The organism is Symmachiella dynata (assembly GCF_007747995.1).
GTDB lineage: Bacteria > Planctomycetota > Planctomycetia > Planctomycetales > Planctomycetaceae > Symmachiella > Symmachiella dynata.
Map to the genome: position 1 here is coordinate 2,218,961 of NZ_CP036276.1, position 25,182 is coordinate 2,244,142.

A 25,182-nucleotide genomic window follows, 5' to 3' on the forward strand; every position below is an offset into this window, starting at 1 on the left:
CGTTAAATGCTCCGCCGGGAACACGATGGAAGACAAACGGATATGCGGCACCTATCACAGCACTGAGGGCGAGGCTAAAAACTAGAAATGCTTGACTGGGCCAAGTGGGGGAGGGCCGGACGGCGGATGGTGCATCGTCACGTTGCACGGAGCACTGAAAATCAGGATCGATCGTCCCGTCGCGGCTGGTGCCGCAACACCAGCAGATCTCCCACTCTGATTCAATCGATTCAGCGCATTGCGGGCAGCTCCACATCGAGTGCTTTCGGGAGAAGAACCAAAGAATGACCTTGGGCGTGGACGTTTCGCACCGTGACCTGCCATGGTAACGGATCTCAGGGACGATGGGATCACCATTTCACGACACTTTTCCCGTGAAATTGAACGGTAAGCGTTCAGCTGCAGACGCCGCATCAGTCGCTCAGTTCGCACAAGGCGCGGTAGCCCAGTTTGTGGATCAGGAGGTTTTTCAGGTCGCGTGTTACGTTTGCACTGAGTATCCAAAAATACCGGCAATGCTACCTTGATTCGTCAGTCCCACTGCTAGACGAGGTAAGACGCAGCCATTAATTTCTGTTCCGTCCGGATAGGATTTCGTATCGAGATCCTGCAGAGCTTCCAGGTCGCCAATACGAACAAAACTGGCACCACTCAGGTGTGGTGAATCCTTGAAGTAAGACATCATGCTCCGCCAAGGTGCCAGATAGGATTCAAGTTCCTCTCCTACGTAGCCGTCAGCGTCAGCCATCACTTCCGACCACCACACGCCTTGCTCAACTAATGGTTCGACGGTAATTGTCACCGGCGGAAATAAAGTACCGCGAAACTTCTCTCGAATGAATTCTTCGGTGATCAAGCTCGGTACAGAATCGCCTCTATTCGCAGTGATGTAGAATTCGTTGAAGGGATCGCTGGACTCGGAACCCATGCCCACGTCGGCACCCGAAATCGCCGCGTTGGCTTCGGCGGCGATACGCTGACACAACTCCCATTCGGCGGGATCGACGTCATGTACGACAGGATCATCTCGATCAGCTATGACGCCACTGCCGTAAACGACAGTCGTTCGTGAAATGATGTTATTGGGCCATTTGGCGCCAGGTTTGCCAACGTCATAATTCTCAATGCACTCCCCAATTACCGCTAACCGCTGCGGATCTTGGTCAAAGTGTGTGATCGGTTCGCTATCCACCTGAACACTCCCTATGATTCTAGGTGCGCACGCTTCGCGCTGCGAAAGGAATTGAATGATTCGGGCAATGCCGAACGTGAGCACGGCTAACGTTTATGCGCTGGAAACGGTAACGAAGGTCATCTGCGAGCGCAGTTTAAACCCCTGAACTTTGGGAATCAACAAAAATGTTCGATTGGGTTGTTGAATTGCGTCGCTGGCAGTGCACAGCAGGTTAGTCGCGCAGTTCGCGCGAGGCGCGGTAGCCGTGTTCGATGGCGAACCAGTTGGCGTAGCGTTCGCGGGCTTCGAAATTGGTGTTGCGGTGGTCGTTGTGGTGGCCCAGTTCGTGGATCAGGATGTTGTTGAGATAAAAATCCTTGATCGCTGCTTCGGTCCAGGAGAGTCGCCACAGGTTGCCGTCGGGCGACCAGACGCCGCCGTGCATTTCGGTTTCGATCCGCTGTTGCGGAGTGGGAGGGCGGACGTAGGCTTCTTCCAACGTCTCATCGATGGGGTACAGATAGATTGCCACGCCCCATTGCATGCCGTAACAGGGAAAGAGGCTGCGTTTGCGTGTCATGCGGCTGAACTGCACGACTTCCAGTCCTTCGGTGAATTTCGCCGGCAACAATTCCAAGCGGGCGGCGACTTCTTCGGGGGTGACCGGATGCACGTATCCTTTGCCGGCGGGGTGCACGATATAGCGGGTCGACTCGCGACCGGTTGGTTCATGCCAGATTTCGGGGGCATTGAAGGCTTCAGCTCCGCGGCCGCACCGATTTCCCCGCATTTGCACACCGATGGTGATTTTGGCATCGGGTTTATGGACCTTACGCCGTGCCGCACGAATGCTTTGATTGACGCGACGCGAATTTTGCTGATTGCGTTTTGTGTTTCGCATGGACGATTTCACCACCAAGTGGCTGCCGGCGTATTCCTCCGCCGACCCACCATTTTGAGTTATGAGGGATCAACCTTTTACCTAATTCCATGCTAAAGGAGTTGAGGGGGAAACGACAGGTGTACAGCATAAGTGGTTTTCTCGTAGGTATTTGCGCATGCAAATCGCGTCCGACATTTCCAGGGCGGACTTGAAACCGGTCAAAGTGGGGGACTTGCGATGTGGGCTAATGTGAACTCGGGATTCGAGTTGCGCAGCGCCAGACATGGGAAATTGCGTTTTCAGGCAATTTTCCGTGCCGGATTTGTTCACTGCGAATTTTTAAAGTGTTTCGCAGTAACGTTTTGCGGAGAATGCCCTGTGAAGGGATACCGGTCGAAGGGGCTGTACTGGCAGGCCGCCGTTCATGTGCCGGGGAGCGTGGGGGCGTTTAGCGGTCAGCTCCGGTGAATCCAATCGCCTTTAGTTCGCCGTCACCAACAGGGACAAGGAAATCGTCCAAGGAGGAATCCGTGGATTTGAAATCAAAGACCGCCGAAGTGCCCCCTTGGCGAAAAATGTCAGCATCCTTGTCCTGGTCCTTGCGCGGCTGGTCCGACCAGTTTAAACCGTTCGTGGCACGTTTGTTCAAAAAATTGGTGAATTCGTAGTTTTGGTGGATGCGTACGGCTGCCTCTTCGCACTCGATGAATGCGTTTCTCTCAATCGCAAATCCGGGAAAGGCGATTTGTTTCAAATCTTTGAATTGCACTCCGATACGGCATCGATGGAACGAATTGTTCGTGATCCGCAAACTGCTTTCGCTCAACGTGGGGTCACTGAGGTCGATGCCAATTTCGGTTTGATCAAAAATGCACTGCTCGACTTCGATGTCATGCACCGCAGCAGCAAGTTCCAGTCCTACGCGCATGGGCCCCAGAAACCGGCAGCCGTAGAGGGTCATATTCGAGGGGGCGTCCTCTTGGGCTTTAGTGCGGGTGAGTTGTACGGCAATGCTGTCGGAAGACTTTGACTGAAATGTCAGGTCGGACAGGACAATTTCTTCATTGTGAAAGGCGCGCGGAGCATCTCCTAGAATCCCGATCTTCGTGTAGCCGCTGATTGACGAGCGTCTGATTTCGCAGCGGGGTAATACCCCCGCCATTTTGATAGCAACTTCAGAGCCGTTGGCATCGATATTGAAGCCTTCAAAGTGCAAAAAATTGACGTCCGTTTCTTTGGCGTTTCCGCCGATGACCGTGATAACTGGATCGGAACCGGTGGGGGCCAGAGTTGCCGTTCCGTCTTTGACCACGAAGTGCATACTGTGTGGATATTTTGGGGCCCCATTGCTGGAATTGTTGATGACGATCCGCTCTTCGAAGACCTGGTCGGCCGTGACGGAAAAAAGGAAACGCGCGTCACGGTGCTGGCCTAGCGGCGTTTTTGCGGCGAACGCCAGAGCAGCGGAGAAGGTCTGGAAATCTCCTTGGGGGCCAATTGTCTTGCGGACAAAATTAGGACCGGCCGGAGGCTCAGGGACTAGTTGTTCGGGCCGCTTGCCAGTGTCTTTGTCGCCGGATGGTTTGTCCGTTGTTGCCGGTCCAAAGCCGAACATGATAATTGCCACGCCGATTAGCAATGTCGAGACACTGATCGCAATGGCCAATTTGGGGCGGCGACGCATCAACGAAATTGAGCTATTGCGCAGTTGCGAAATGGTGGAAACGCTTTGAGACGTCTTGGAATCGCCCAGGACAGAAGACGTGGGGACCGCGGGGTCGGATTTGATGACATTGGTTGTCGAAGAAACCGGTGCGGCCGTCTCGCGGCTGAAGTCAAACGCATCGCTTGCCGTTTCTTCATCGTCGGCCACCGTTGCGGCAGATTCTGTTGCGGCAGATTCGTGAGGCGACTTGGCTTTGGTTGATCGCTGTGCTGAGATGGTCTCTGCTGTTTTGGGATCTTGGAAATTCGCAATGGGAATTTCCACAGTGACTGTGGAAGCTTCCGCTTCACTATCGGATAGCGACAGGTCACTGTCCGAATTGGACATGGCGGCCAAAAAGTCTGCCATCGCAGTGTCGTGAGTGCTTTGTGGCTGTGGGGCCTGTGGCTCCGCGGGAGAGGACGAATCGACCCTGCTGGGGGTATTTGTAGTGGGAGGCTTTTGGACGCGACGGCGAGAGGCGGACTTGGTGGACTTTGAAACGGCACTGTCCAGAGCAGCGGACTTCATCGTTTTCCAAGTGTCCCCACCATTTTTATTGAGCCAGCGTTTGCAGACGGTTGCGACATCCCGCACGGTTTGGAACCGATCCTCGGGTTTCTTTTGCATCATTTTTTCCACGATCGCCACGAGATGCGGTGGAGTTTCGGGGCGTTCCGCTTTGAGTGATGCAGGCTCTTTCATTTGGTGGAACATCAGCCGCTGGGCCAATGTCCCATCCGGAAACGGCGGATGTCCGAGGAGCAGAAAGTACATCGTGCAGCCCAGGCTATAGATGTCGGCGCGCGTGTCGACTTTGTGGCTGTCGAGTGCTTGTTCGGGGGAAAGGTAATCAGCGGTCCCCAAGACCTTCTCATCATATTGGAGGGTCAGTGGGTTCTCTTCCTCAGCGTGAAAAAAACGGGCCAAGCCGAGGTCCAGCATTTTGATCACGCCCCGCTCATCGACAAGCAGGTTTGCTGGTTTGATGTCGCGATGTATCAATCCGGCATCGTGGGCGTGTTCGAGACCAGCGGCGATTTGTCGTACGAATTCGACCGTCTGCACAAAATCGAGTGGGCCTTTTTGGGTGACCAACTCCTGCAAGCTTTGGCCGGCGACATATTCCATGACCAAGAAGTGCACGTTGCCTTCTTGGTTGACGTCATAAGCGCGGACGATGTTGGGGTGATCCAAAGCGGCAACCGCTTGGGATTCGCGGTGGAAGCGTTCCAGATACGAGGCATCATCCACTCGGCTTTGGGGGAGTACTTTAATCGCGACCTGCCGCCGCATCAGCGTGTGCTCAGCCAAATAGACCGAACTCATGCCGCCAGTGCCCAGCAGGGTTAACAAACGGTACTTGCCGAGAAAGAAACCGCGGTGTTTGCCTTGCAGCAGTTTTTCCGCTTGCCAGCGCGTGATCAATTCCTCTTTGACCGCTTGAATGGCAATCAGCCGGGGGCGAGTTACGTCGATGTCATTGGATTTCCATCGCGCTACGGCGGCGTCCAACTGATCGCCTTCGACCAGTCCGCTTTGCTTGAGCATTCCGATCAAGGCTTCGGCGGTAAGTATCGTGGCCATATCAAATCGTGAGGAAGTTTGTGGGCCCTGGATTGGCGCACGACTCGAACGCTACGTCCCGGCTGCCAAGCCAGCACGTTCAAGTTTAGTGGACGCCCGCATATACATCCAAAGTACCAATCCACAGACGTTGATGCTAGAGAGAACTGCACTTTTGCGGGGGAACTGCCTATACTTCGAGCGGGAAAGTGACGCTGTGGAACGGATTGTGCGGCGTGAAATAAAGTAGGGCTTGGATTCAAATGAAGTAGGAATCATGACGGATATCAAACAAAAGACCACAGCTCCAGCCGGTGAACATTCCAGGAGAGTGGTCGGCACCGTCGGGCTGTATTTGGGGGTGGCCTTGTTGGGGCTGTTATTGATTCACGCCACGTATGGGATTTCCTGGTCGATGCCCCGTTCTTGGTATCGTGATCAACCGTTGTGGGGTGCCCTGTCGTTTACATTGATCGGCATCGGTTGGTGGCTGTTGCGACAGCGCCCGGCGTCGGAAACTGTCTGGACGCCCTCCAAACCGGGACTACGTTTCAACAACGTGACGTTGTATACCCGCGTCGGCTGTCATCTCTGCGATGATTCGCTGGAGTTGTTAGAAGGCTATCGATCCTATTTGCCGCCCATCGAAGAAGTTGACATCGACGCCGACCCGCAACTGCAGGGACAATTTGATACGTGTGTTCCGGTTGTGGAAATCGACGGTAAAGTGCGGTTTCGCGGCAAAGTGGACGAGGTGTTGCTGCGGCGGCTGATCGAGGGAACTCCTCCGCACGTGATGTAGTCGTATAGAAATGCCATCCCGTAGAAGATATCAGTGCGATGAATAAATTGGGGATTTTTGTCAAGCAGCCCACCGCGGGTCGCGTGAAAACGCGGTTGGCGCGCGACATCGGCGACGAAAATGCCGCGGCACTTTACGAAGCATTTCTCCAGTCGGTCACACTGCGGTTTGCCGCGACGGGCGATCAACGGTCGCTCTGCTATGCACCGGCCGAAGCGACGCCGTATTTTGAGCAGTTGGCGGGTGCGGACTATCAATTGTGGCAGCAACCGGAGGGGGATCTGGGGGCGCGGCTGCATGGGTTCTTTGCGGAGCATCTGGTCGCTGCGGAAGATCGCGTCATTGTGATCGGTTCGGATAGCCCCACCTTGCCGGAGGAGTACATTGAGCGCGGCTTTGAGCTGTTGAACGAGGCCGATTGCGTGGTTGGCCCGGCGGCGGACGGGGGGTATTATTTGATTGGCATGCGGGGACGTCTGTTGCCTATTTTTGCTGGAATCGCCTGGAGCGGCGCGACGGTTTTGGGCCAGACTGTATCGCGGATTGTCGACGCCGGGGCGACGCTGGCGATGTTGCCGGTGTGGTACGATGTGGACACTGCGGAGGATTTGCGGCTCTTACGGGGGCATGTGCGGGCATTGCGTCATGCGCAAAGTCCGTTAAACTTGGACGCGGTCGCCCAGATTTTGGACAAATTGACGGACGACCCTTATTGACGGACAACGAAGCGTTTATCCGCGATTTTTTCAGTGGTAATACAGTATCCCCGGGCGACTCCAATTCCGGGGGGAGAGCAGCATGGCATTTGAAGTCAGCGACGAATCGTCACGGGTGCTGATCGCCGACGATAATATCCCCAACTGCGAATTGCTCGACGCCTATTTGGCGGACGAGGGGTACGAGATCGATATGGCACATGACGGTCAAGCAGCGCTCGACCGTGTGGCCGCGCAGCAGCCGGATTTGATTTTGTTAGACATCATGATGCCCAAAATGAGCGGCTACGAGGTCTGTCAACGTCTCAAAGAAAGTCCGTCGACCTGCGACATTCCGATCATCATGGTGACTGCGCTCAACGAGATGGGCGATATTGAAAAAGCGGTCAATGCGGGAGCCGATGATTTTCTCACCAAACCGGTGAATCAATTGGAATTACGAACTCGGGTGCGATCATTACTCCGCGTGCGGCATTTGACCAATGAGCGGGACCGTTTGCTGGCCTACTTGTCAGAAGTCGAGTCGGTCCGCGACAAGGCCCCCTGATCGCCGGGACCGCGATTGCATTAATGGTGTCTTATGCCGGGTGCCACTGGCGGCTTGTCCCAATCCTGTTCGGCTCGATTGTTGCTATTGTTGGGCGTGATGGCAAGGTGGCGGTGTGTTTGCTTGTTTTTTGGGGGAGGGCGTGGCTGCAAGGGCTGCGGTTGGTGGGGTGGGGAGTTGTCTCAGCGCAGCGTTGAGCGGCTCGTCATCTGCGGGGAGTCGCGGAGCGAGTGGGGTTAGACGCTTGTCGTGGCGTGCGGCGGCAAACGGTTTATGTGGGCCAGTAGTTCTTCTTCATCCGCCAAACCTTGGAAGTAATAACAAAGCATTTCATACGTCCGCAGCGTCGGCTTGCGGCCGGTCACTAGGCTGATCAGCAGGCAAGCGATGATCGCACAGTACGTTTGAATTTCGATTCCGTTGTCACAGTCGCTTAATAACTTGCGGCAGCCCAGCACATGTTTCAAAAACCGAAAGTACAATTCGATCATCCAGCGGCAGCGATAAATCAACGCAAGGATTTCCGCCGGCACGTCCAGCAAGTTCGTCACCAGTACGACGTCGTGCGTGGCGGCGGCCCGTTTGCGTCCGCCTCGTTTGGGATGCGTTTCGGCGCGAATCACAACCCGTCGCACGCGATGCTGCGGATGCTCAATCCGTCGCGACTTGGGCGAGCCGAGTTGGCCGATGGCGTCTTCCAACACTCCCGCCACCCGCGCCTCGTCGTCCAGTTCGCGAACCTCGTCAGCCGTAAACGTGCGGTCGTTGCGGATGCGGCAAACGTAGCTGCTGCCGACATCGACGATCGCGTTGAACAGCGAAAATTGTTCGTAACCGCGATCGATCACGTAACAACGGTCCGGTTCCAATTGGCTGCGCAACACGTTTTTTTCATTGGCCGGTCCTTGGCCGCTGGCGTCGGTGACTGCCGATTTGACAGGCACGCCTTTGAGGATTTCAAAGTGCGCGTGCAGCTTAAAACCGCGATCGTTGCGGGTGGCAAAACAGGCCTGCGTGATTTGCGGCAGCTTCTTCAGCAGGCTGCCGTCGACGGCGGTCAAGGTCTGCGCGAAGTCTTTCAGCCGCGGGTCGCAGTCGGCGCGTTGCGGAGCGCGCTGGAGCAGTTCACCGGCGATTTCCCGCAGCAATTCCGGGTCAAACACACGTGCCGCTTCGGACAACGAACCCAGCGAAGCCCGTTGGCAGCCCAGCAAGCGCTGCACTTTTTTGAGTTGGCTGGTTTGTTGCATGCCGCGCAGCGAAGTGACGATCGGGTTGAACATGTACAGCAGTATCAACCCGCAATACTGATCAAAAAACAAGTCGCGATTGCCCGCTTTGTCCCGTTCGCAGCCGACGGGCCGCAAGCGTTTGAGCAGCGAAGAGATTCGTTTCAGATATTTCAGTCCGGTCAAATCCGCATCGGAAACCCGCTTCGCTTTCTTCCTGGCCACAGGGCGCCTCTCCGTCAAATTGGCAGTTATGAAAGACTACCAAAGCCCATGGCGCAAATTCCGTGCCGAACAGGATTGGGCTTGTCCGCCAGTGCGTGTGTGCGTCGTTGGCCTCTGAGTTGATTCTAAAGAAGACCGTCTCCAAACCGCCACTGGCGGACGAGCCGCCAGTGGCACCCACGGAGGGGGCACTGATTTTAGCAAACGCCGGTTGAAATTGGCTGCTCGATTTCTATTGCGTTTTTTCTCTGCACCCTCGGCTTTGTCGAGGGGATTTTTTTGTACTTAACCTAATATTGTGAATTCATGTCGGAAAACCCCAGCGAAGTTGAAACCGAAACCACGATCGCAGCGGATGCGGATTCTGCGCTCGCTGCCTTGCCTGTGGTGGTGATAAAAAAACGTCGCGCGTTGCCATTTTTTTCGCGGCATCCGTGGGTTTTCACTGGAGCAATTGCGCGTGTTGAAGGTGATCCGGCTGCCGGTGCTGAAGTGCAAGTTGTCACCGATCGCGGCGAATTTATCGCACGGGGATTGTTCAATCCGCACAGCAACATCCGCGTGCGGTTGTATAGCTGGCGGGCGGATTGTGCGGTGGATGAGACATTTCTCTCCGAGCGACTCGACGCGGCGCTTGCTTTGCGGCGCGATGTTCTTGATCGAAATCAACCCGAATCAGCGTGCCGGTTGGTGGCGAGCGAAGCGGATGGACTGTCGGGCTTAACGGTCGATCGCTACGGCAAATGGCTGGTGTTGCAATTAACCAGTTTCGCACTGGCGGAGCGTCGAGATGTGATTGTACGTTTGCTCAAAGAAAAGCTCTCGCCTGCGGGGATTTTGTTGCGGACAGAGAAGGGAATCCGCGACGCTGAAGGCTTGCAGCTCTCCGACGGACTGTTGGAAGGTGAAGCGCCGCCGTCGCCGATGTTCATTGAAGAATTTGGCGTGCAGTATGGATTAGATTTACTGCAGGGACAAAAGACGGGGTTTTACCTCGACCAGCGCGACAATCGCGCAGCGTTCGCAAAATATACGGCCGGGCGCAGCGTGTTGGATTTGTTTTGCTATACGGGCGGATTTGGACTGAGCGCGATGGTCAATGGCGGCGCCCGCGGGGTGTTGGGGGCGGATGCTTCGGAAGCGGCGTTGAAAATTGCCCAGGCGAATGCCGAACTCAACGGCGTTGCCGATCGGATGGCGTTTGAAAAAGGGGATGCGTTTCGCGTGTTAGATCGACTGCGCGAAGAAGGCCAACAGTTCGGTGCCGTTGTTTTAGATCCGCCGAAGATGGCGCGGCATCGCAGCGCGGTGCCGTCGGCGCTGAAGGGTTATGCGCAATTGAATCGCGCAGCCATGGAGTTGCTGTCCCCCAATGGCATCCTAGTGACGTGCAGTTGCTCGGGACTAGTGAGCCGTGCGGACTTTGAAGCGGCATTGGCCAAGGCGGCGATTGATGCCGGGCGGAATCTGCAAATCCTAGAAACCCGCGGCCCAGCGGCCGATCATCCGGCATCGGTGTTTTGTCCGGAGAATCATTATCTGGATTGTTATATTTGCCGTGTGGAGTAGGCAGGTGCTCGGTCAAACCAAATAAGTCGGGTGCCATTGGCTAGGCCAGTGTTTCGTATTACTAACGATCAGAATCTTTGCGACACTCGCAAATCTTCAGCTTACCGCTAAAAAGATAAACCACGAAAGTAACGAAATACACGAAAGCAATGCAGAGGAAACGACAAAGACTTGCGGCGCTGAAGTAGAACTCAAGGCAAAAGTTGGATGAAAAACGTAAGTTCTTTTTCGTGTTTTTCGTTGCTTTCGTGGTTCAGATTTTCTTTTTGTTTTTTCTGTCTTTGCGTCAATAATCCGAGCTAGGCGTATCGCACACTTTGATCATTGCACTTTCAAAGCCAGTAGCACCCGCTTCTAAAAAATACACCGTGGCAAAACACTTGGCACGCGGTGTTTTTGTCGCAGCAATTGCCAGGTTGAGCGGTCGGTTGGTGTTGTGAGGCGATTGGGGGAAACGTTATGATAGTTCACGCGTATCGACGTATGTGAATGTTTCCATGCTGCAGGTTCGGGAGCGGTGATGCTCGGGTTTTATACGGGGAACGATCAAACCTGCGGCGGGGTTTCCCGGCGGGAGGCGCTTCGCATTGGCGGGATCTCCGGGCTGGGCCTGAGCCTGCCGAATTGGCTGCGGCAGCAAGCGCTGAGCGATGAGGCGTCGCGACCGAAGGATGTGAATTGCATTTTCCTGTGGCTGTTGGGTGGTCCGAGCCAGATTGAGACCTACGACCTCAAGCCGCATGCACCGGTCGAAATTCGTGGCGAGTTTCAGCCGATTCAGACGGCAACGCCGGGACTGCTGGTCAATGAGTTGATGCCCAAGTTGGCACAATCGTCGCAGTTGTATTCGGTCATTCGCTCGATGACTTCCACCGTGACGGGGCATCCGTTGGGGCATTATTATCTGAACTCTGGCCGCCAAAAATTGCCGGGGTTCACTCCCGCTGGTTTCGGCGCTGCTGTGATGCAGCAACAGCAGTCGGCAGCGGATGTTCCCGGATTTGTCCAGTTGGGAAAAACCTATCGTCCCGATGTGGGCAAGGGGGGCTACCTGGGCCGCAAGTTCGATCCCATCGAAATTCGCCAAGACCCCAATCGTGGCCCGATCGATTTGAGCAACTTCGCCCGGCCCGATGCGGTCGACATCGATCGCTTCGACGGGCGACAGCGGTTGTTGACGGCGCTGGATGCCTATCAAGAACAAGTTGAGTCGCAAGCGGCGTTTGGCGTGACCGATTCGTTTTATGAAAAGGCGTTTTCGATACTCGCCTCACCCAAGACAAAACAGGCGTTTGATCTGTCGCAAGAACCGGACAAAGTCCGCGATGCCTACGGCCGCAATCGCGTGGGGCAACGGATGTTGCTCGCGCGTCGGTTGATCGAAGCCGGGTCGCGGTTTGTGCGCGTGCAGGGGTATGCGTTCCGCGGCTACGACACGCACTTCAACCACTGGGACACGATGCGCAAGGAGTTGCCGGTCTACGACAGTGCCTATTCGGCATTGCTGGAAGATTTGCAGGATCGCGGCATGTTGGAAAACACGCTGGTGGTCACGGTCGGCGAATTCGGCCGCACGCCGGTGATCAACAAGGTACGCGGCGGCCGCGATCATTGGTCCAACTGTTTTAGTTTGACCCTCAGCGGCGGGGGAATCAAACCGGGGCAGTTGATCGGCGAAAGTGATCGCACCGGGGCCTATCCCAAGTCACGACGGCTGACCGTGCCCGATTTCGCGCGTACAATCTATCACGCACTGGGGCTGAATCCACACGACGAATTTCACACCAACGACGGCCGGCCAATCGTGGCGCTGCCGCAAGGGGAAGTGGTGCGGGAATTGGTGTAGCGGGGGCGGGGCTGATTGGTGCGGATTGAAAATTGTGCGGTAGATTTGCCGCATCGATTTTCTTAGGAAAAGAAAGGCCTCGCGCAGAGACGCCAAGACGCAGAGAGGTGTTTTGAAGGCATCAGTTGTTGTGATTATTTGAATTGGTGACTCGCGGCTTGGTTGGAAATGGGAACTATTGATTTTTTAATGCAGGGTTTAGCAGTTTCCTTTTTTCTTCTTGGCGGCTTCGCGTCTTTGCGCGAGTCTTTTTTCAGCGAGTCATCTCTCGTACGGCATCGAAAGGTGCGTCGCGACGCATCCTACGCGGTGCACTCAGTGAATTGTTGTGGACCAGCGGGCAATAGTGTGGCATACTTCCGACAGGTCGATGTCTTTTTTCCGGCATTTCCTTCAATTCTACACCCGCTCATCACAAGGAACCGCTCATGTTTGCACGTATTGCCAATGGTTGGGAGCTTGCCAAGGCCAGCCTGAATGTGTTGAGGTTGGATAAGGAATTGATGCTGTTTCCCCTGATTAGCGGGTTTTGCTGTTTGCTGGTGCTGGCCAGTTTTGCGGTGCCGTTGTGGAATACCGAATACTTTCAAGTCGTGATGGATGACCAACAGGCGCCGCAAAATCCGCTGGCCTATGTCATCATGTTCGCGTTTTATTTCGTGAACTATTTTGTGATCATTTTTTTCAACTCCGCACTCGTTGCCTGTGCGGTGCTGCGGTTTCAGGGGCAGAATCCGACGTTGTCCGACGGGCTGGGGGCGGCTTCGCGCCGGTTGCCGCAGATCTTGGGCTGGGCGTTGGTGGCCGCTTCGGTGGGGATGATCCTCAAGGTGATCGAATCGAAATCGGAACGCGTCGGGCAAATCGTGACCGGCTTGATTGGGATGGCGTGGTCGATCACGACGTTTTTTGTGGTCCCGGTGTTGGTGGTGGAAAAGGCCGATCCAATGACGGCGTTTAAACGGTCCGCGTCGATCATTCGTAAAACATGGGGCGAGGCGCTCTCGGCGAATTTTGGGATTGGCATCATCACGTTTCTGTGTTGTCTGCCTTGCTTTGCCGTCATTGCGCTGGGGGCCTATCTGATCAGCTCTGCCGGCGCCGTGGTGGGCGGAGTCGTGATTGGGATCGGGGTGTTGTCCTTGCTGTTGGTTTCGTTGATTTCGACGACGCTGGATTCGATAGTCTTGGCGGCGCTGTATCTGTATGCCGCCGACGGCACCGTGCCGCAATACTTTGACGCCGGCATGCTTTCCGGTTCGTTTGCCCGCAAATAACGGGTAACGGATTCTGCTCGGGTTCTGTCAAGTCTCACAGCGAGTTGGTGGGCGGGAATAACACTGGCTGTGTGGCAGTTGCCTTAAGTGTGGCTGTTTTGACTGGTTGGATAGGGTATGGCATTGCAAGCAGTGCAATCCTCGCCTTCGCATGCCAGAACGCAAAACAAGCAGAAAAAAACTCAATGGCTCCATGAGTTTCCAGTGGGTGGTGGGGAGAAGTACACTGTTGTAATGGCAGGTGACTCACTAGCGGCTTGATCGTTCCGCGCCACAATGCAGAGGCACCGATTCCGCTAAAAACGCTCGAGAACCGTCTCTATCTGTGGCGACTACGATTTTGGCTAAGGCGTTTGCAAAAGATTTCTCTGGCTGACATTTAAAAATAGACATTCCACTAGAAGGACTCGCCTGCATGTCATCAGCGCGCGTTCCTGGATCGCGCATAATGAAAACGGCATATCGTCCGAATGTAGATGTTGCTCGATTGCTTGCATCGGTGGCGATCGTGGTTTTTCATACTCCACAGGCGCCGATGAAGACGCTGACAATTAGTGGGCTTGCGTATTTCATCCTTTTGCTTTCGTTTTTTCCAGGTGAAAATCGTGCCAAGCCTCTGGACTTAAAAAAGAGGGCAACGCGATTGCTCGTTCCCTGGCTTGTGTGGTGCCTATTCTATGGAGTGGTGCGGCTTGCCAGCGGACCACCGATTCATTTTCAGCTCAATTCGTTACTGATTGGCCCCACAATTCATCTTTGGTTCCTCCCCTTTGCGTTATTGGGATCCGTCATTTGCAGTTGCTATCTACGAGCGACAGCTCGACTGAGCGTTGGGGCGCAGTTTGCGTTACTGATCCCATGCGTACTGCTTTCTCAGGCGATGCTGTTCATTCCCGGCGGAAACTTTGTTGCTCCATTCGGGCAATGGCTTTACTCGTTTCCGCTCATTTTTTTGGGGTTAGGGATTGGGCTTGCTGAATCAATGACGGCGCGTGCCCATGGAATCGCAGTGGCGGTGGTTGTGCTGCTTTGTCTTTTCAGCTGGATTGTTGTTGGAGAAGTTTCACATTTCATCGGCGGCATTGCGGTCCTGTTGGCGTTACCTTGGAAGCAGAAGGATTTACCGCGACTGCGGTGGCTTGCCGGGTTGAGTATGGGCATCTATTTGCTACACCCATTTTTCTTCCTTGTGGTTTACAAATTCTATCCTGGGGCTGCCTGGTATGTGTTCTCGATAATTGGATTTTTGGGAGCCTTGGTCACATCCGCAGTGCTATCGTATTGGCCGCTGAGCAATTTTCTTTGCTTTGGCGTGCCGATACGTAGAATTCAGGACCGTGATGTGGTCACGAGTTCATAAGAAACTTCCTGCAACGGCTTAAGCGTAGGCATTGGTTGGATATTCCCTGCACTGATTTGCACTTCGTGGTCAGTAAAATGAATCAGTGCTCCTGGTGGAGACTGCCATGTCGTTGACGCAACTGTAGGTGCGGCGTATTCTGGGGTGTTTGATATATCTCGGCCGCTCGAATACCTGGGTGGCGTTGCGAAGTTTTACTTGATTGAGGCCTTGTTCCTATGCGTGTTCGTTCGACGATTGGCGAGTGTTTGTTGCTCGGTTTGGCGGTTTTCTTGACGGGATGTGGAACTGCTGAAGTTCCCGAACCGGTGGCCAAACGGATTATCATATTGACGAACGGCAACTCCCCCTACTGGGATGCGGCTGCTACGGGCGCGCGTGATGCGGCAGCGGAGTTGAAGGTCGAAGAGGCGGGTCTGACCGTCATGGTCGACCGCAACGACTACGAAGTGGAAGGGCAGATCAACAAACTCAAACAGTACGCAAATTCGACCGACGTGGCTGCTGTGGGAATTTCCGTGACCGACGCAGAAAACGCAGCGATCGCAGATGAATTGCGCCACTTGCGCGAAAGCGGCATTCAGGTGGTCACAATCGATTCCGATGTCGATCGCGAAACCGCCCGCGATGCTCGCTTTGCTTATTTGGGAACCGACAATGTGCAGGGAGGCCGCGAATTGGGAGTGGCCGCCCAGGGCCTTTTGCCCAATGGTGGTGAGTATGCGACGTTCGTGGGCCTAAAGGGGGCCGCGAATGCGATCGAGCGTATCGACGGAGTTGCGGACGGCCTTGGCACTTCGATGATCTCGAAGGAAAACATGGGAGATGGCGGCAGCGCGGATACGGCTAGAAAGAACGTGCGTGATGCGCTGGACCGCAATCCGAATTTGAATCTGTTGGTCGGCATCTGGTCCTACAACACGCCGGCGATTGTCGATATCGTGAAGGAACTGGGGATCCGCGACAAAGTCAAAATCGTGGGCTTTGATGCGGAGCCACCGGCGATTGAAGCCATGGCCGATGGCATGGTGGATGTGATGGTCGTGCAAAATCCATATCAGATGGGCTATCAAGGGGTTAAATTACTCAAGGCGATGGTCGAAGAGGATCAGGCAACGATCGACGAAATTGTGCCTGGCCACGGGGGCCGAGATGGCGATTTATGTCGCACCGGGTTAAAGGTTGTTGTGCCGGATGGGACGACGTCGCTGAAGCGCGAGATGTTCGACCCCAACACAGAATTCCTTACGCTGAGTGAATTTCGCGCCTGGTTGCGTGAGCATGGGTTGAGTGGTTCATGAACCAACGGCGTGTTGTCACTCCTCCCGTCCAACCTCTCACACAGAAGCGTTTTCATGTCCCGCAATGATTCGAATTCCAGCAATTTCGCGCGCTGGCTGCAGCGGTATGGGAATGAGCTGGGGTTGCTGTTCGCCATATTGGTGGTCGTTGGGATCACTGCCGGCATGGACGATTCCTACAGGCAAAAGCCCAGCCAGAATGCGGCGGAGATCTTGCGGCAAGCGTCGCTGCTGGGGATCTTTGCATTAGGCGCTGCTACGGTGATCATCGCGGGAGGGATTGATCTTTCCAGCGGATCGGTGATCGCCTTCAGTGGGGCGATCTGCACCTCGATTATGATTGCCCTGGCACCGGTCGACGATGCCGGCAATCTGCAGACGCGAGACTTGGGCGCGGGGATTTTATGCGCAGCCGTTGTGGGAACACTGCTGGTGGCGGTGTTGATCGGCAGTTTCCATGCGTGGTTGATTACGGTGATCGGGCTGCCGCCGTTCATCGCGACATTGGCTTCGCTCGTCGGTCTGCGGTCGTTGGCGCGGGTCTTGGTGCAGGACGTAACCGCCGCTGTTACAACGCAAGGCCGCAATACGCAAATCTATGTCAACGACGCGTCCTTCCGCAGTTGGGGGAGCCGCTGGTGGATTCCGCTGGTGATCTTTCTGGTACTGAGCGGATTGATGTGGATTTTGATGAGCAAAACGGTCATCGGTCGGCATTTGTATGCGCTGGGCGGGAATGAAGAGGCGGCCAAGTTGAGCGGGATCCGTACCGATCGCTTGAAGTGGCTGGCGTATTGCGTGGGAACAGTGACCGCCGCGATCGCGGGGATTTTGTACAGCAGCTACGTCGGCATGTCGAACCCGGCGACGCAGGGAATGGGCTATGAGTTGAACGCGATTGCCGCAGCCGTGGTGGGAGGTTGTTCGTTGTCCGGTGGCATCGGCACGATCCCCGGCGTCATGCTCGGCGCTCTGTTTTTGCGGGTGGTGATCGACTCCGTGGCGAAGACCGTGAAGACGAATCCCGATGAGTTTCAGGGTTTGATTGTCGGTGCATTGGTGGTGTTGGCGGTAGCGTTCAACGAATTGCGCGACGCGGGCGCTTTAAAGAAACAATTTTTCCCCGGCGGATTGGGCGTGGTGAATATTTTCATCCTCTCGCTGCTGGGTGGCGTGATCACAGCGGTGATGTCGAGTGACCATAAGCTTGTGATCGGCGGCAGCACGGCGGTGGTGATCTTGGGGGTGTTGGCATTCAAAAAGTTTTTGGAGATGCGGTCGCGGAATTAAATGGTGGCTGCATATTAGGAATACGGCTGCCCGGGAGGGCGAAGCTCCTGCTGAGCCGCATCGTTACGAAGGACTTTGTTTGGGGAATCGTCGGAGAAAATTTTATGTTCCGGTGGCGCGCGGCTCGGGCAGAGCCTCGCCCTCCCGGGACGTTGTTTTACCAATTCATCCGTGTTTTATCCGTGTTCATCCGTGGCTAAAAAAAATCCTAACAACGACGTGCCGGTGATTGAGATCGATTGCGTGACGCAGCGGTTTCCTGGTGTTGTGGCGTTGGATGGTGTGTCGTTGGCGATTTCTGCGGGGGAGACGCATGCGATTGTGGGCGAGAACGGCGCCGGCAAATCGACGTTGATGAAGATCCTGGCGGGGATCAATTGCAATTATCAAGGAGAATTGCGGATCGCCGGGTGTGCGGTGCGGTTTGCCTCAACGCGGGATGCCGAAGCGGCTGGGGTGAGTATTATTCATCAGGAATTGAATCTGGTGGATGAATTGTCGGTAGCGGCGAATATCTTTTTGGGGCGCGAGTTACTGGCGGGGTGGGGATTTCTGGATGACCGCGCCATGCACGACAAGGCGGGGGAGTTGTTGCGGACGTTGGGATGTGAAATTCCACCCGACACGCCGGTGGCGCGGTTACGGGTGGGGGATCAGCAGTTGGTCGAAATCGCCAAGGCGCTGCTGTTGGAAAACCGGATTCTGATCATGGACGAACCGACGTCGGCGCTGACCGGTGTTGAGACGGAGCGGTTGTTTCGCGTGATCGCCGATTTGAAACAACAAGGCGTGACAATCCTGTACATCTCGCACAAGATGGAAGAAGTGTTTCAATTGGCGGACCGCATTACGGTGCTCCGTGATGGGCAGTGGATTGCGACCGTTGCTCCGGCGGAGACCAATGTGACCGCTGTGACCCATCTGATGGTGGGACGCGAAATCGATGCCGAGGCATTTGCCGCTGGCCGCGCGATTGGTGAAGAAGTCCTGCGCGTGGAGAATCTGCGTTTAGCGGTGGCAGGTTCAGTGAAACGTTGGCGGTTAGCTGATATCAGTTTTAAGTTGCATGCCGGTGAGATCCTGGGGATTGCCGGGTTGTTGGGCGCTGGGCGGACGGAGTTGTTGGAAGTGTTGTTCGGTATGGCGGAAGGGGAGACGGACGGCGAGATTTCTCTGTGCGGACGGAACGTGAACTTTTCGCATCCCCGCGAAGCACTGCAGGCGGGCATGGCGTTGGTGGCGGAGGATCGCAAACGGTTGGGGCTGTTTGAGAATGTGGACGTGGGAGCGAATATCACGTTGTCGAGCATGGAGAAATTAACCGCCGGTGGGTTCGTTTCCAGCCGCGCGGAACAGCATGCCGCGGAGGAGTCGATTGCGCAGTTGGGAATTCGGACTTCCGGTCCCGGGGCGGCGATTACGGAATTGAGTGGGGGGAATCAACAAAAATGCATCATCGCGCGGTGGTTGCGGACGCAGCCTAAGGTGTTGTTGTTGGATGACCCGACGCGAGGAATTGATGTGGGGGCCAAGGCGGAGATTTACCGGTTGGCGGATGAACTTTGCCGACAAGGGATGGGGATCATAGTAACATCGAGCGAATTGCCGGAATTATTAACGCTGTGCGACCGGATCATGGTGCTCAGCGACGGGCGTCTGACCGGTACGTTTTCCCGCGACGAGGCCACCGAGCAGAATTTGATGGAAGCGGCTACGCGGTAGCGGGCTTGAGTATTCTCGCTGAGGTGCATTGCCGCTGAGGTGAGTCATTCGACATAATAGACAACATGAACGACTCGACGACATACATTGGCCGGACACAAGTTGGCATCCTCGCAGCGATTTGCTTGGCAATCGCCGGGGCGGTGTGGATCTATTCGCCGGAACGCGAAGCGTTGCTCGCAGCGTTTTTCCGGGTGGGGATCCTGATGACCGCTTTGTGGTTCGCGGTGCCGGCCAAGGGGGCTCAACTGGTGTGGGAAAAAATTCTCCCAATCGTCGCCGGTGGCTTGGTATTGATCGTGCTTGCCAAGCGGGTGATCATTGTGGCTTTACCGTTGGCGATCGCGGTGGGTGCGGCGGCTTATATGCTGCGTCCACGGACTAAAGAAAAACCGGGCGAACGCCGGCGGTAGGTTTCCGGTTGATTGCGGGACTTCGATTGGTTATTCGAAGAATCCCGCCAAGGGTAAACAAAATCCCGGGAGGACAGTGCCGCCGTCGAGCGATTCCTCGTGGAGGACAGCCAGCGGTGCTGTTTGGGGACAGTAGACGGTTACGCATTGCTGAGCGGGATCGACGTCCCAAATCAATTGTCCACCCGCTGCAAGCCAGCGGTTTGCTTTTTCTTGTACGGCGGCGTCGCGATCTTGTGGGGAACGGACTTCGACCACCAAGTCGGGCGCACTGGGCCAATAGGCCTGTTCTGGTTCCGTGTCAGGCAGGTTTTTGACAGCAATAAAAGCGATGTCGGGGGCGAGGACCGTGTCGGGATTTTGTTGGATCAGAAATCCAGTTTCCGCGCCAAAGCAGCGTCCTAGCCGATTCTGTTCCACGTAAGCACCGATCAGCATCGACAGTCGAAACACCAACTCCCCATGTCTCCATCCGGCGGGCGACATCATGTGCAGTTCTCCCGAGATCAATTCATAGCGCGTTGAATCGTCGCAGATACGGATTAACTCATCAGCTGTGACTGGTGTGGTTGTGGCCATTTTACCACCTTCTGTTTTGCGTGCGGGGGAAGTTCCTGCACTTGCATTGTACCAGATTGCCGACGCGTGTTGACGGTCAAATCCGAGCGGGCTTGCGGGTGCCGCTGCCTTTTTGTTTGGTGGCCGAATCGCCTAGTTCGTTGCGGGCGGCGTCGGCGAGTTTCTTCAGGCGGGCGACGACTTCGGGGTGTTGGTCTTTCACGTCGGTGGTTTCGCCAATGTCATTTGCCAGATCGTATAGCGCCATTTCCGTTTTGCCGACGGTATAACCGTTCGGTTGTCCGTCTTGGCCGGGGGTGCCGGTCAGGCTGCGGAATTCATGGGGGAAATGCAATTTCCATTGCCCGCTGCGGATTGCCTGCAGGTGTTTGCCCCAATAGTAATAATAGGCTTCGTGCGGCGTTTTGGCGTTCTTCTCGCCCGACATCAGGGGCCAAATGTCTTTGCCGTCGATCGGGTGCTCGGGGAGTTCTGTCTTCGTCAAACCGGCCAGCGTGGGCAGAATGTCGATTGTGGCGGCTACTTCATCGCAGACGGTCCCGGCGGGGATTTTTCCCGGCCAGCGCATGATGCACGGTTCGCGGACGCCCCCCTCCCAGGTGGTGCCTTTGCCTTCGCGAAGCGGTCCAGCGGAGCCGCCGTGATTTCCGTACGAAAGCCACGGTCCGTTGTCCGAGGTGAAGATGACCAATGTATTGTCATCCAGGCCGTTTTTGTTGATCGCTTCTAGAATTTGCCCCACCGACCAATCGATCTCAGAAATCACGTCGCCATACCGGCCTTGCGCTGTTTTGTCTTTGTATTTGTCCGATACAAACAACGGCACATGCGGCATTGAGTGGGGTACGTACAGAAAGAAGGGCCGGTCTTTGTTTTGATCGATGAATTGAACAGCGTGTTGGGTATACGCCGTTGTCAGTTGCGTTTGGTCTGGGTTCTGCTCAATCGTTTTTGTACCGGCGATTAACGGCAACGGTGGATAGTGAGCGCCAGCCGTTGGATGGTTGGGCCACATGTCATTGGAGTAGGGGAGTCCATAGTAATCGTCGAAGCCGTGATTGGGCGGCAGGAATTGTTCGTGGTGGCCGAGATGCCATTTGCCGTAGATGGCTGTGGCATAGCCGCGTTGTTTGAGCAATTCGGGGATCAGCAGTTCATCATCGTGGATGCCGTGCTTGGTGCGGTGGCTGGGGGCGCCGAGCATGCCGATGCGATTGGGATAGCACCCGGTGAGCAGTGCGGCCCGCGATGCTCCGCAGACCGCTTGGGCGACATAAAAGTTCGTGAACCGCATGCCCTCAGCTGCCATGCGATCCAAGTGCGGCGTTTCAAATCCCTCAGCGCCGAAGCAACCAACATCGGCATAGCCTTGGTCGTCGGTGAAGATGATGACCACATTCGGCGGTCGCTGAGCCTCTTCAGCGCGGGCGCATACGGCCGTTGTGAACAAAACGGTGAGGGCACAGAAACCGCTCAGCAATGCGGGATGTCGAAGCATGGCAAAACCTTTGGGGCGCGGGAATGGGTGTCGTTGTGTATACGATTCCCATTATGAGCAATTTCCCGCGCACCGCAAAGCAATCGACTGCCGCGATCGAAATTACAGCAGACTTTCCAACAGCAAACGCATCTTCCGCATTTCAACGGCGCGGTCGATGTCGCCCAATCGCTCGGGAAGAATTTCCACCGACAGGGCCAGGTTGTAATTGTTGCGTTGGAGTTGGCTGATGATGCGGCTGTAGTCGATCTCACCCAAGCCAATGCGGACTTGCAGATTGTCCGGGAGTGTGTCGCGCAGATGCGTGTGGAACACGTATGGAAAGACTTGGTCGTACGACTGATTGGGCACCGGGCCGCAGATGTAATAGCTCGGATCGAGCGTGATTCCGACACCCGGCGTGGCTTGGCACAATTCGACGGCCGTGTGCGGATCTTCGGTCAATTGGCCGGTTTTGGTTTTGATGGAAACATGCACGCCATCGGCGCTGGCAATGCGGTGATGCGCGCGGAGGCGATCGATTTCGGCGTTGAAGGGTGTTCCCAACGGCGAAGCGGGGATCGTGATTTGTGTTAATCGGAAAAGCTGCGCCACTCGAACCAGGGCTTGGAAGTCCTCAAGTGAGACTTCGTTCTCGAGGTTGATGGCGATCGGCGTCATGCGTGTGACGTCGCGGAAACGCGCGCAAAACGACTCGGGATCTGCAATCACATGGGAAGGCTTGAGATGATCCTGCGTTTCATCCAGCCAGATTTCCACCTTGTCGTATTGCAGCTCGGCGAGCTGTTCGCAGGCATCTTCAAACGGTCGGTCCGAAAAACAGCGGGTAGACGCGGCAACAAACACTCCTGACACTCCCTTGAAATCCGGCCTCAATCTCGTAATCCATTTCACTGTAAGACGTTGCGAATTGCCATGCGGAAGGGCCGGAACGCATTGGCTTCGCTGGATGTGAATTTAGCGGAACCAGGGGAATTCTGCAAGGTCGATGGGTTCGTGTTGTCACAATGATCGGTCAATAGGCAACGATCGGTACTGTTGTGACATATGTGCTGCCGATAAAGCTTGCACACCGGATGGCCGGCTACCCGTTTCGACCCAGAACAGGCCGTCTGCGAGACCCACAGGCCGGTTAAAAAACCCGGTTGTGTGCATGTTGAAACTCAACGTGCGTTTCGACACTGCGCATGCGAGGGTTTTGATAACCAGTCAAAAACATGAAATCACGGAGGGCTTCTTAGAATGCGAAATCACGCATTATCGACAATGTTTGCAGCGCTTTCACTGTTTGTCTGTGTTGGCTGCGCGACGACGGAATCCGGTAGTGTATTCCGCGGCCAAGAGCCGTGTGGAGAATGCCAATCCTGTCAAAATGGCGGCTACGGCGGAAGCTACGGTGGAGGTTATGTCGGCGGTGGATGTCCCGGCGGATGCCAGGACGGAAGCTGTTACGGCGGCATGTGCGGAGACGATTGCTACGGCGATTGCCGGGGTGGTTGCATGGGCGGACGGATGCGCGGTTTGTGCCGATTCCCGGACAAATGGGCCGGCTCGAACGTCCATCACTACAACTCCAGCATGGTTCCGCAATGCAATGTCGGAACAGGGATGCCGATGATGGTTCAATATCCCTACTACGCGACCAAAGGTCCTGACTGCTTCTTCTATTGCGGCGACTGATTTGCCGATTTAATCAACTCGCGAGGAACCATTCAAGGATGAATGTCTGTGAAACAATGGGTTTCGCGGATAACGGCGGCAATGATTGCCCTGTTCCTCGCGTGGCACCGGAATGACGGAAACGTCGACGGTCACAAAGAAGCCAGACGATACGTTAGCCACCGCTGTCCCATTGGGGGCGGCGGTGGCTTTTTGTTTTCGTGTTCGGTTCGTCTATTCGTGGTTACGTGGGATTGCGAATGAAGATGGTGGCGATTTCATCTTCAAAGACCAGTGCCCAGTGGTCGCTGGTGCGAAGTCGCGTGATCAATGCGCTGCGGTATCTTTTGTCGATGACAACTGTCTGAACGTCGTATTGTTCTAGCCGTTGTTCCCAGTCCGCTGGTGCGCTGATCAAGGTCATGTAGTCAACCCAGACTTGCCGGGGAACTAAATGCGCGTGCGAGGCGACGAAGATGGGCCAGCGCTGCGCATGTTGGCGGCCGACCCAGGAAAGATAATCGCCCCATTCGTACGTGTTAAACATCTGCCCCGCCGGTTGCCGCTCTAACAAAAACTCAGCAGCTGCGACGGGCGTTTGCGACGAGACCGCTGCGCTGAAATCGACCGGTCGTCCGGACCAAATCAGGCGACCGAGCGGGCTGAACGTCCCTGCTATCACGATCGCCACTACGACGAAAGTTGCCCTTGCCCAGTATTGCCGAACTGTTCTGAGAGGTCGGGGGCGCGGGCTGCGCACATAGCGGTTCCAGAGTGCGCCGCCATGCAGGACAAAGACGTAGGCGGCAATCGGGGCGAACCAGACGATCATCCGTGACGTCCATACCGTGGCGACTCCCAGTCCGCCGAGCAATAGGATTTCCGCAGCTGTTGTGCGGCGGGGCGAGAAATACATCATCGGAATCAAGACGATCACAGCGACTGCGAAAATTTGTCCTTGTTGGGACGTGACGGATAGCAACTTCCATTCGGTCAGGTCACTAAGATTCGGGTTGCGCGCGAAGGTCAACACGTGGATGTAAAGTTGTGGGCCGTAGGGATTCACGAAGACCGCCAATCCACCGCACAACGTGAGTACCAACAATTGTCGCGTCTTGGTGTCGTGCGCGATGGCGGTCAGTCGTTTGCTGCGACGAACAACGTCAATGGCTCGTCCTAGCGTGAAACAGGACAGCAATCCCAGGCCCATGATGAAAGACCCGTGTAAGTTGGTCCACAACAGCATCAAGCCCGTAACAATCGCATACATTGACTCGCCGTAGTGGCGCCGTGACAGGCAGGCGAGTAACGCTAAAAAACAAACAGCGCCGGCCAGTTGTGGGCGGATGACGGGCAACTGTTGCCACTCCAGTGCGAGCCAAACAGCTGCCGCCGCCAAACTGATTATCAGGCCGCGACCATGTCGCCGACTGATCCATAGCAGCAATGCACAACAGGCGGTGATACAAGCGGCGTACAGGCATTGCAGTCCGGCTAGGCCGGCAAATTCGAAGACCTGATAGGCGATCACTTGGGAGAGCCAAGCAGAATCGACAAAGGGGACGTTCGCTGCCAGCGGCATGATCGGTTCGGTCGCGGGAATCGTTTTTTCGGTGCAGAGGATCTCACCATATTGCAGATGCCCCCACAGATCGGTATGCCACAGCGGGACGTGCGACAGCAGCACAAATATCACGCTCAGCGCCACGGTGAATAGGACTGTGCCACCCCAGATACTTTGCCAGCGGGCGGTTGACCGCAGCGGTGTCGCCGATCGGGGAGCGGGGTCGGTTTCGCTGGGCGATCGGTTCATAGGAGAGG

Annotated in this window: 20 protein-coding genes; 12 read left to right on the plus strand and 8 right to left on the minus strand. The window is 55.5% G+C overall.

Features of this window, described 5'->3' with window-relative positions; translation table 11 throughout:
• Window positions 1-481: 481 nt before the first annotated feature.
• The 3 genes from Mal52_RS08555 to Mal52_RS08565 all read right to left on the minus strand — a co-directional run bounded on the left by Mal52_RS08555 (window position 482) and on the right by Mal52_RS08565 (window position 5,349).
• Window positions 482-1,192: a hypothetical protein gene (locus Mal52_RS08555; RefSeq protein ID WP_145375451.1), complete on the minus strand. Its 711-nt coding sequence runs from the start codon at window positions 1,190-1,192 to the stop codon at window positions 482-484.
• Between the two features lie 214 nt (window positions 1,193-1,406).
• On the minus strand, window positions 1,407-2,075 hold the full coding sequence (locus Mal52_RS08560; protein WP_145375452.1) for a hypothetical protein: 669 nt from the start codon (window positions 2,073-2,075) through the stop codon (window positions 1,407-1,409).
• A 430-nt stretch (window positions 2,076-2,505) separates the two neighbouring features.
• Window positions 2,506-5,349 carry a serine/threonine protein kinase gene (locus Mal52_RS08565; protein WP_145375453.1) on the minus strand — a complete coding sequence of 948 codons (2,844 nt, stop codon included), beginning with the start codon at window positions 5,347-5,349 and terminating at the stop codon, window positions 2,506-2,508.
• A gap of 256 nt (window positions 5,350-5,605) precedes the next feature.
• Here Mal52_RS08565 and Mal52_RS08570 point away from each other — a divergent pair, with 256 nt between their 5' ends.
• From Mal52_RS08570 to Mal52_RS08580, 3 genes are all read left to right on the plus strand, one after another.
• Window positions 5,606-6,130 (plus strand): glutaredoxin family protein, encoded by a 525-nt coding sequence (locus tag Mal52_RS08570; RefSeq protein ID WP_145375454.1) that lies wholly within the window; start codon window positions 5,606-5,608, stop codon window positions 6,128-6,130.
• A 38-nt stretch (window positions 6,131-6,168) separates the two neighbouring features.
• Window positions 6,169-6,846 carry a TIGR04282 family arsenosugar biosynthesis glycosyltransferase gene (locus Mal52_RS08575; RefSeq protein WP_145375455.1) on the plus strand — a complete coding sequence of 226 codons (678 nt, stop codon included), beginning with the start codon at window positions 6,169-6,171 and terminating at the stop codon, window positions 6,844-6,846.
• An 82-nt stretch (window positions 6,847-6,928) separates the two neighbouring features.
• On the plus strand, window positions 6,929-7,393 hold the full coding sequence (locus Mal52_RS08580) for a response regulator (protein WP_145375456.1): 465 nt from the start codon (window positions 6,929-6,931) through the stop codon (window positions 7,391-7,393).
• Between the two features lie 236 nt (window positions 7,394-7,629).
• Here Mal52_RS08580 and Mal52_RS08585 read toward each other — a convergent pair whose 3' ends face one another.
• A complete protein-coding gene (locus tag Mal52_RS08585) occupies window positions 7,630-8,847 on the minus strand; it encodes an IS4 family transposase (RefSeq protein WP_197534386.1) in 1,218 nt (405 codons plus the stop codon).
• Between the two features lie 306 nt (window positions 8,848-9,153).
• Between Mal52_RS08585 and Mal52_RS08590 the strand changes: the two genes are divergently transcribed.
• The 8 genes from Mal52_RS08590 to Mal52_RS08625 all read left to right on the plus strand — a co-directional run bounded on the left by Mal52_RS08590 (window position 9,154) and on the right by Mal52_RS08625 (window position 19,625).
• Window positions 9,154-10,416 carry a class I SAM-dependent rRNA methyltransferase gene (locus tag Mal52_RS08590; protein ID WP_145375457.1) on the plus strand — a complete coding sequence of 421 codons (1,263 nt, stop codon included), beginning with the start codon at window positions 9,154-9,156 and terminating at the stop codon, window positions 10,414-10,416.
• Window positions 10,417-10,936: 520 nt separating this feature from the next.
• Window positions 10,937-12,262 (plus strand): DUF1501 domain-containing protein, encoded by a 1,326-nt coding sequence (locus tag Mal52_RS08595; protein ID WP_145375458.1) that lies wholly within the window; start codon window positions 10,937-10,939, stop codon window positions 12,260-12,262.
• A 428-nt stretch (window positions 12,263-12,690) separates the two neighbouring features.
• A complete protein-coding gene (locus Mal52_RS08600) occupies window positions 12,691-13,539 on the plus strand; it encodes a DUF6159 family protein (protein ID WP_145375459.1) in 849 nt (282 codons plus the stop codon).
• Between the two features lie 448 nt (window positions 13,540-13,987).
• On the plus strand, window positions 13,988-14,899 hold the full coding sequence (locus Mal52_RS08605; protein ID WP_197534757.1) for an acyltransferase family protein: 912 nt from the start codon (window positions 13,988-13,990) through the stop codon (window positions 14,897-14,899).
• A gap of 218 nt (window positions 14,900-15,117) precedes the next feature.
• The gene (locus tag Mal52_RS08610) at window positions 15,118-16,200 is read left to right on the plus strand and encodes a substrate-binding domain-containing protein (RefSeq protein ID WP_145375461.1); all 1,083 of its coding nucleotides are present in this window, start codon (window positions 15,118-15,120) and stop codon (window positions 16,198-16,200) included.
• A 54-nt stretch (window positions 16,201-16,254) separates the two neighbouring features.
• Window positions 16,255-17,490, plus strand: coding sequence for an ABC transporter permease (locus Mal52_RS08615; protein WP_145375462.1), 1,236 nt, complete (start codon window positions 16,255-16,257; stop codon window positions 17,488-17,490).
• A gap of 192 nt (window positions 17,491-17,682) precedes the next feature.
• Entirely contained in the window at window positions 17,683-19,212 is a 1,530-nt protein-coding gene (locus tag Mal52_RS08620) for a sugar ABC transporter ATP-binding protein (protein ID WP_231962563.1), read from the plus strand.
• A 65-nt stretch (window positions 19,213-19,277) separates the two neighbouring features.
• Window positions 19,278-19,625 (plus strand): hypothetical protein, encoded by a 348-nt coding sequence (locus Mal52_RS08625; protein WP_145375463.1) that lies wholly within the window; start codon window positions 19,278-19,280, stop codon window positions 19,623-19,625.
• A gap of 30 nt (window positions 19,626-19,655) precedes the next feature.
• Here the strand turns inward: Mal52_RS08625 and Mal52_RS08630 are convergent, their stop codons facing one another.
• The 3 genes from Mal52_RS08630 to Mal52_RS08640 form a co-directional block, all read right to left on the minus strand.
• Entirely contained in the window at window positions 19,656-20,204 is a 549-nt protein-coding gene (locus Mal52_RS08630) for a Uma2 family endonuclease (protein ID WP_145375464.1), read from the minus strand.
• 76 nt (window positions 20,205-20,280) lie between these two features.
• Window positions 20,281-21,702, minus strand: coding sequence for a sulfatase family protein (locus tag Mal52_RS08635; protein WP_145375465.1), 1,422 nt, complete (start codon window positions 21,700-21,702; stop codon window positions 20,281-20,283).
• Between the two features lie 102 nt (window positions 21,703-21,804).
• Window positions 21,805-22,548: a sugar phosphate isomerase/epimerase family protein gene (locus Mal52_RS08640; protein WP_145375466.1), complete on the minus strand. Its 744-nt coding sequence runs from the start codon at window positions 22,546-22,548 to the stop codon at window positions 21,805-21,807.
• 396 nt (window positions 22,549-22,944) lie between these two features.
• Between Mal52_RS08640 and Mal52_RS08645 the strand changes: the two genes are divergently transcribed.
• Complete coding sequence (locus tag Mal52_RS08645) at window positions 22,945-23,382, plus strand: hypothetical protein (protein ID WP_145375467.1); 438 nt, start codon at window positions 22,945-22,947, stop codon at window positions 23,380-23,382.
• 223 nt (window positions 23,383-23,605) lie between these two features.
• Here the strand turns inward: Mal52_RS08645 and Mal52_RS08650 are convergent, their stop codons facing one another.
• Window positions 23,606-25,174 carry a hypothetical protein gene (locus Mal52_RS08650; RefSeq protein WP_145375468.1) on the minus strand — a complete coding sequence of 523 codons (1,569 nt, stop codon included), beginning with the start codon at window positions 25,172-25,174 and terminating at the stop codon, window positions 23,606-23,608.
• Window positions 25,175-25,182: the final 8 nt, after the last annotated feature.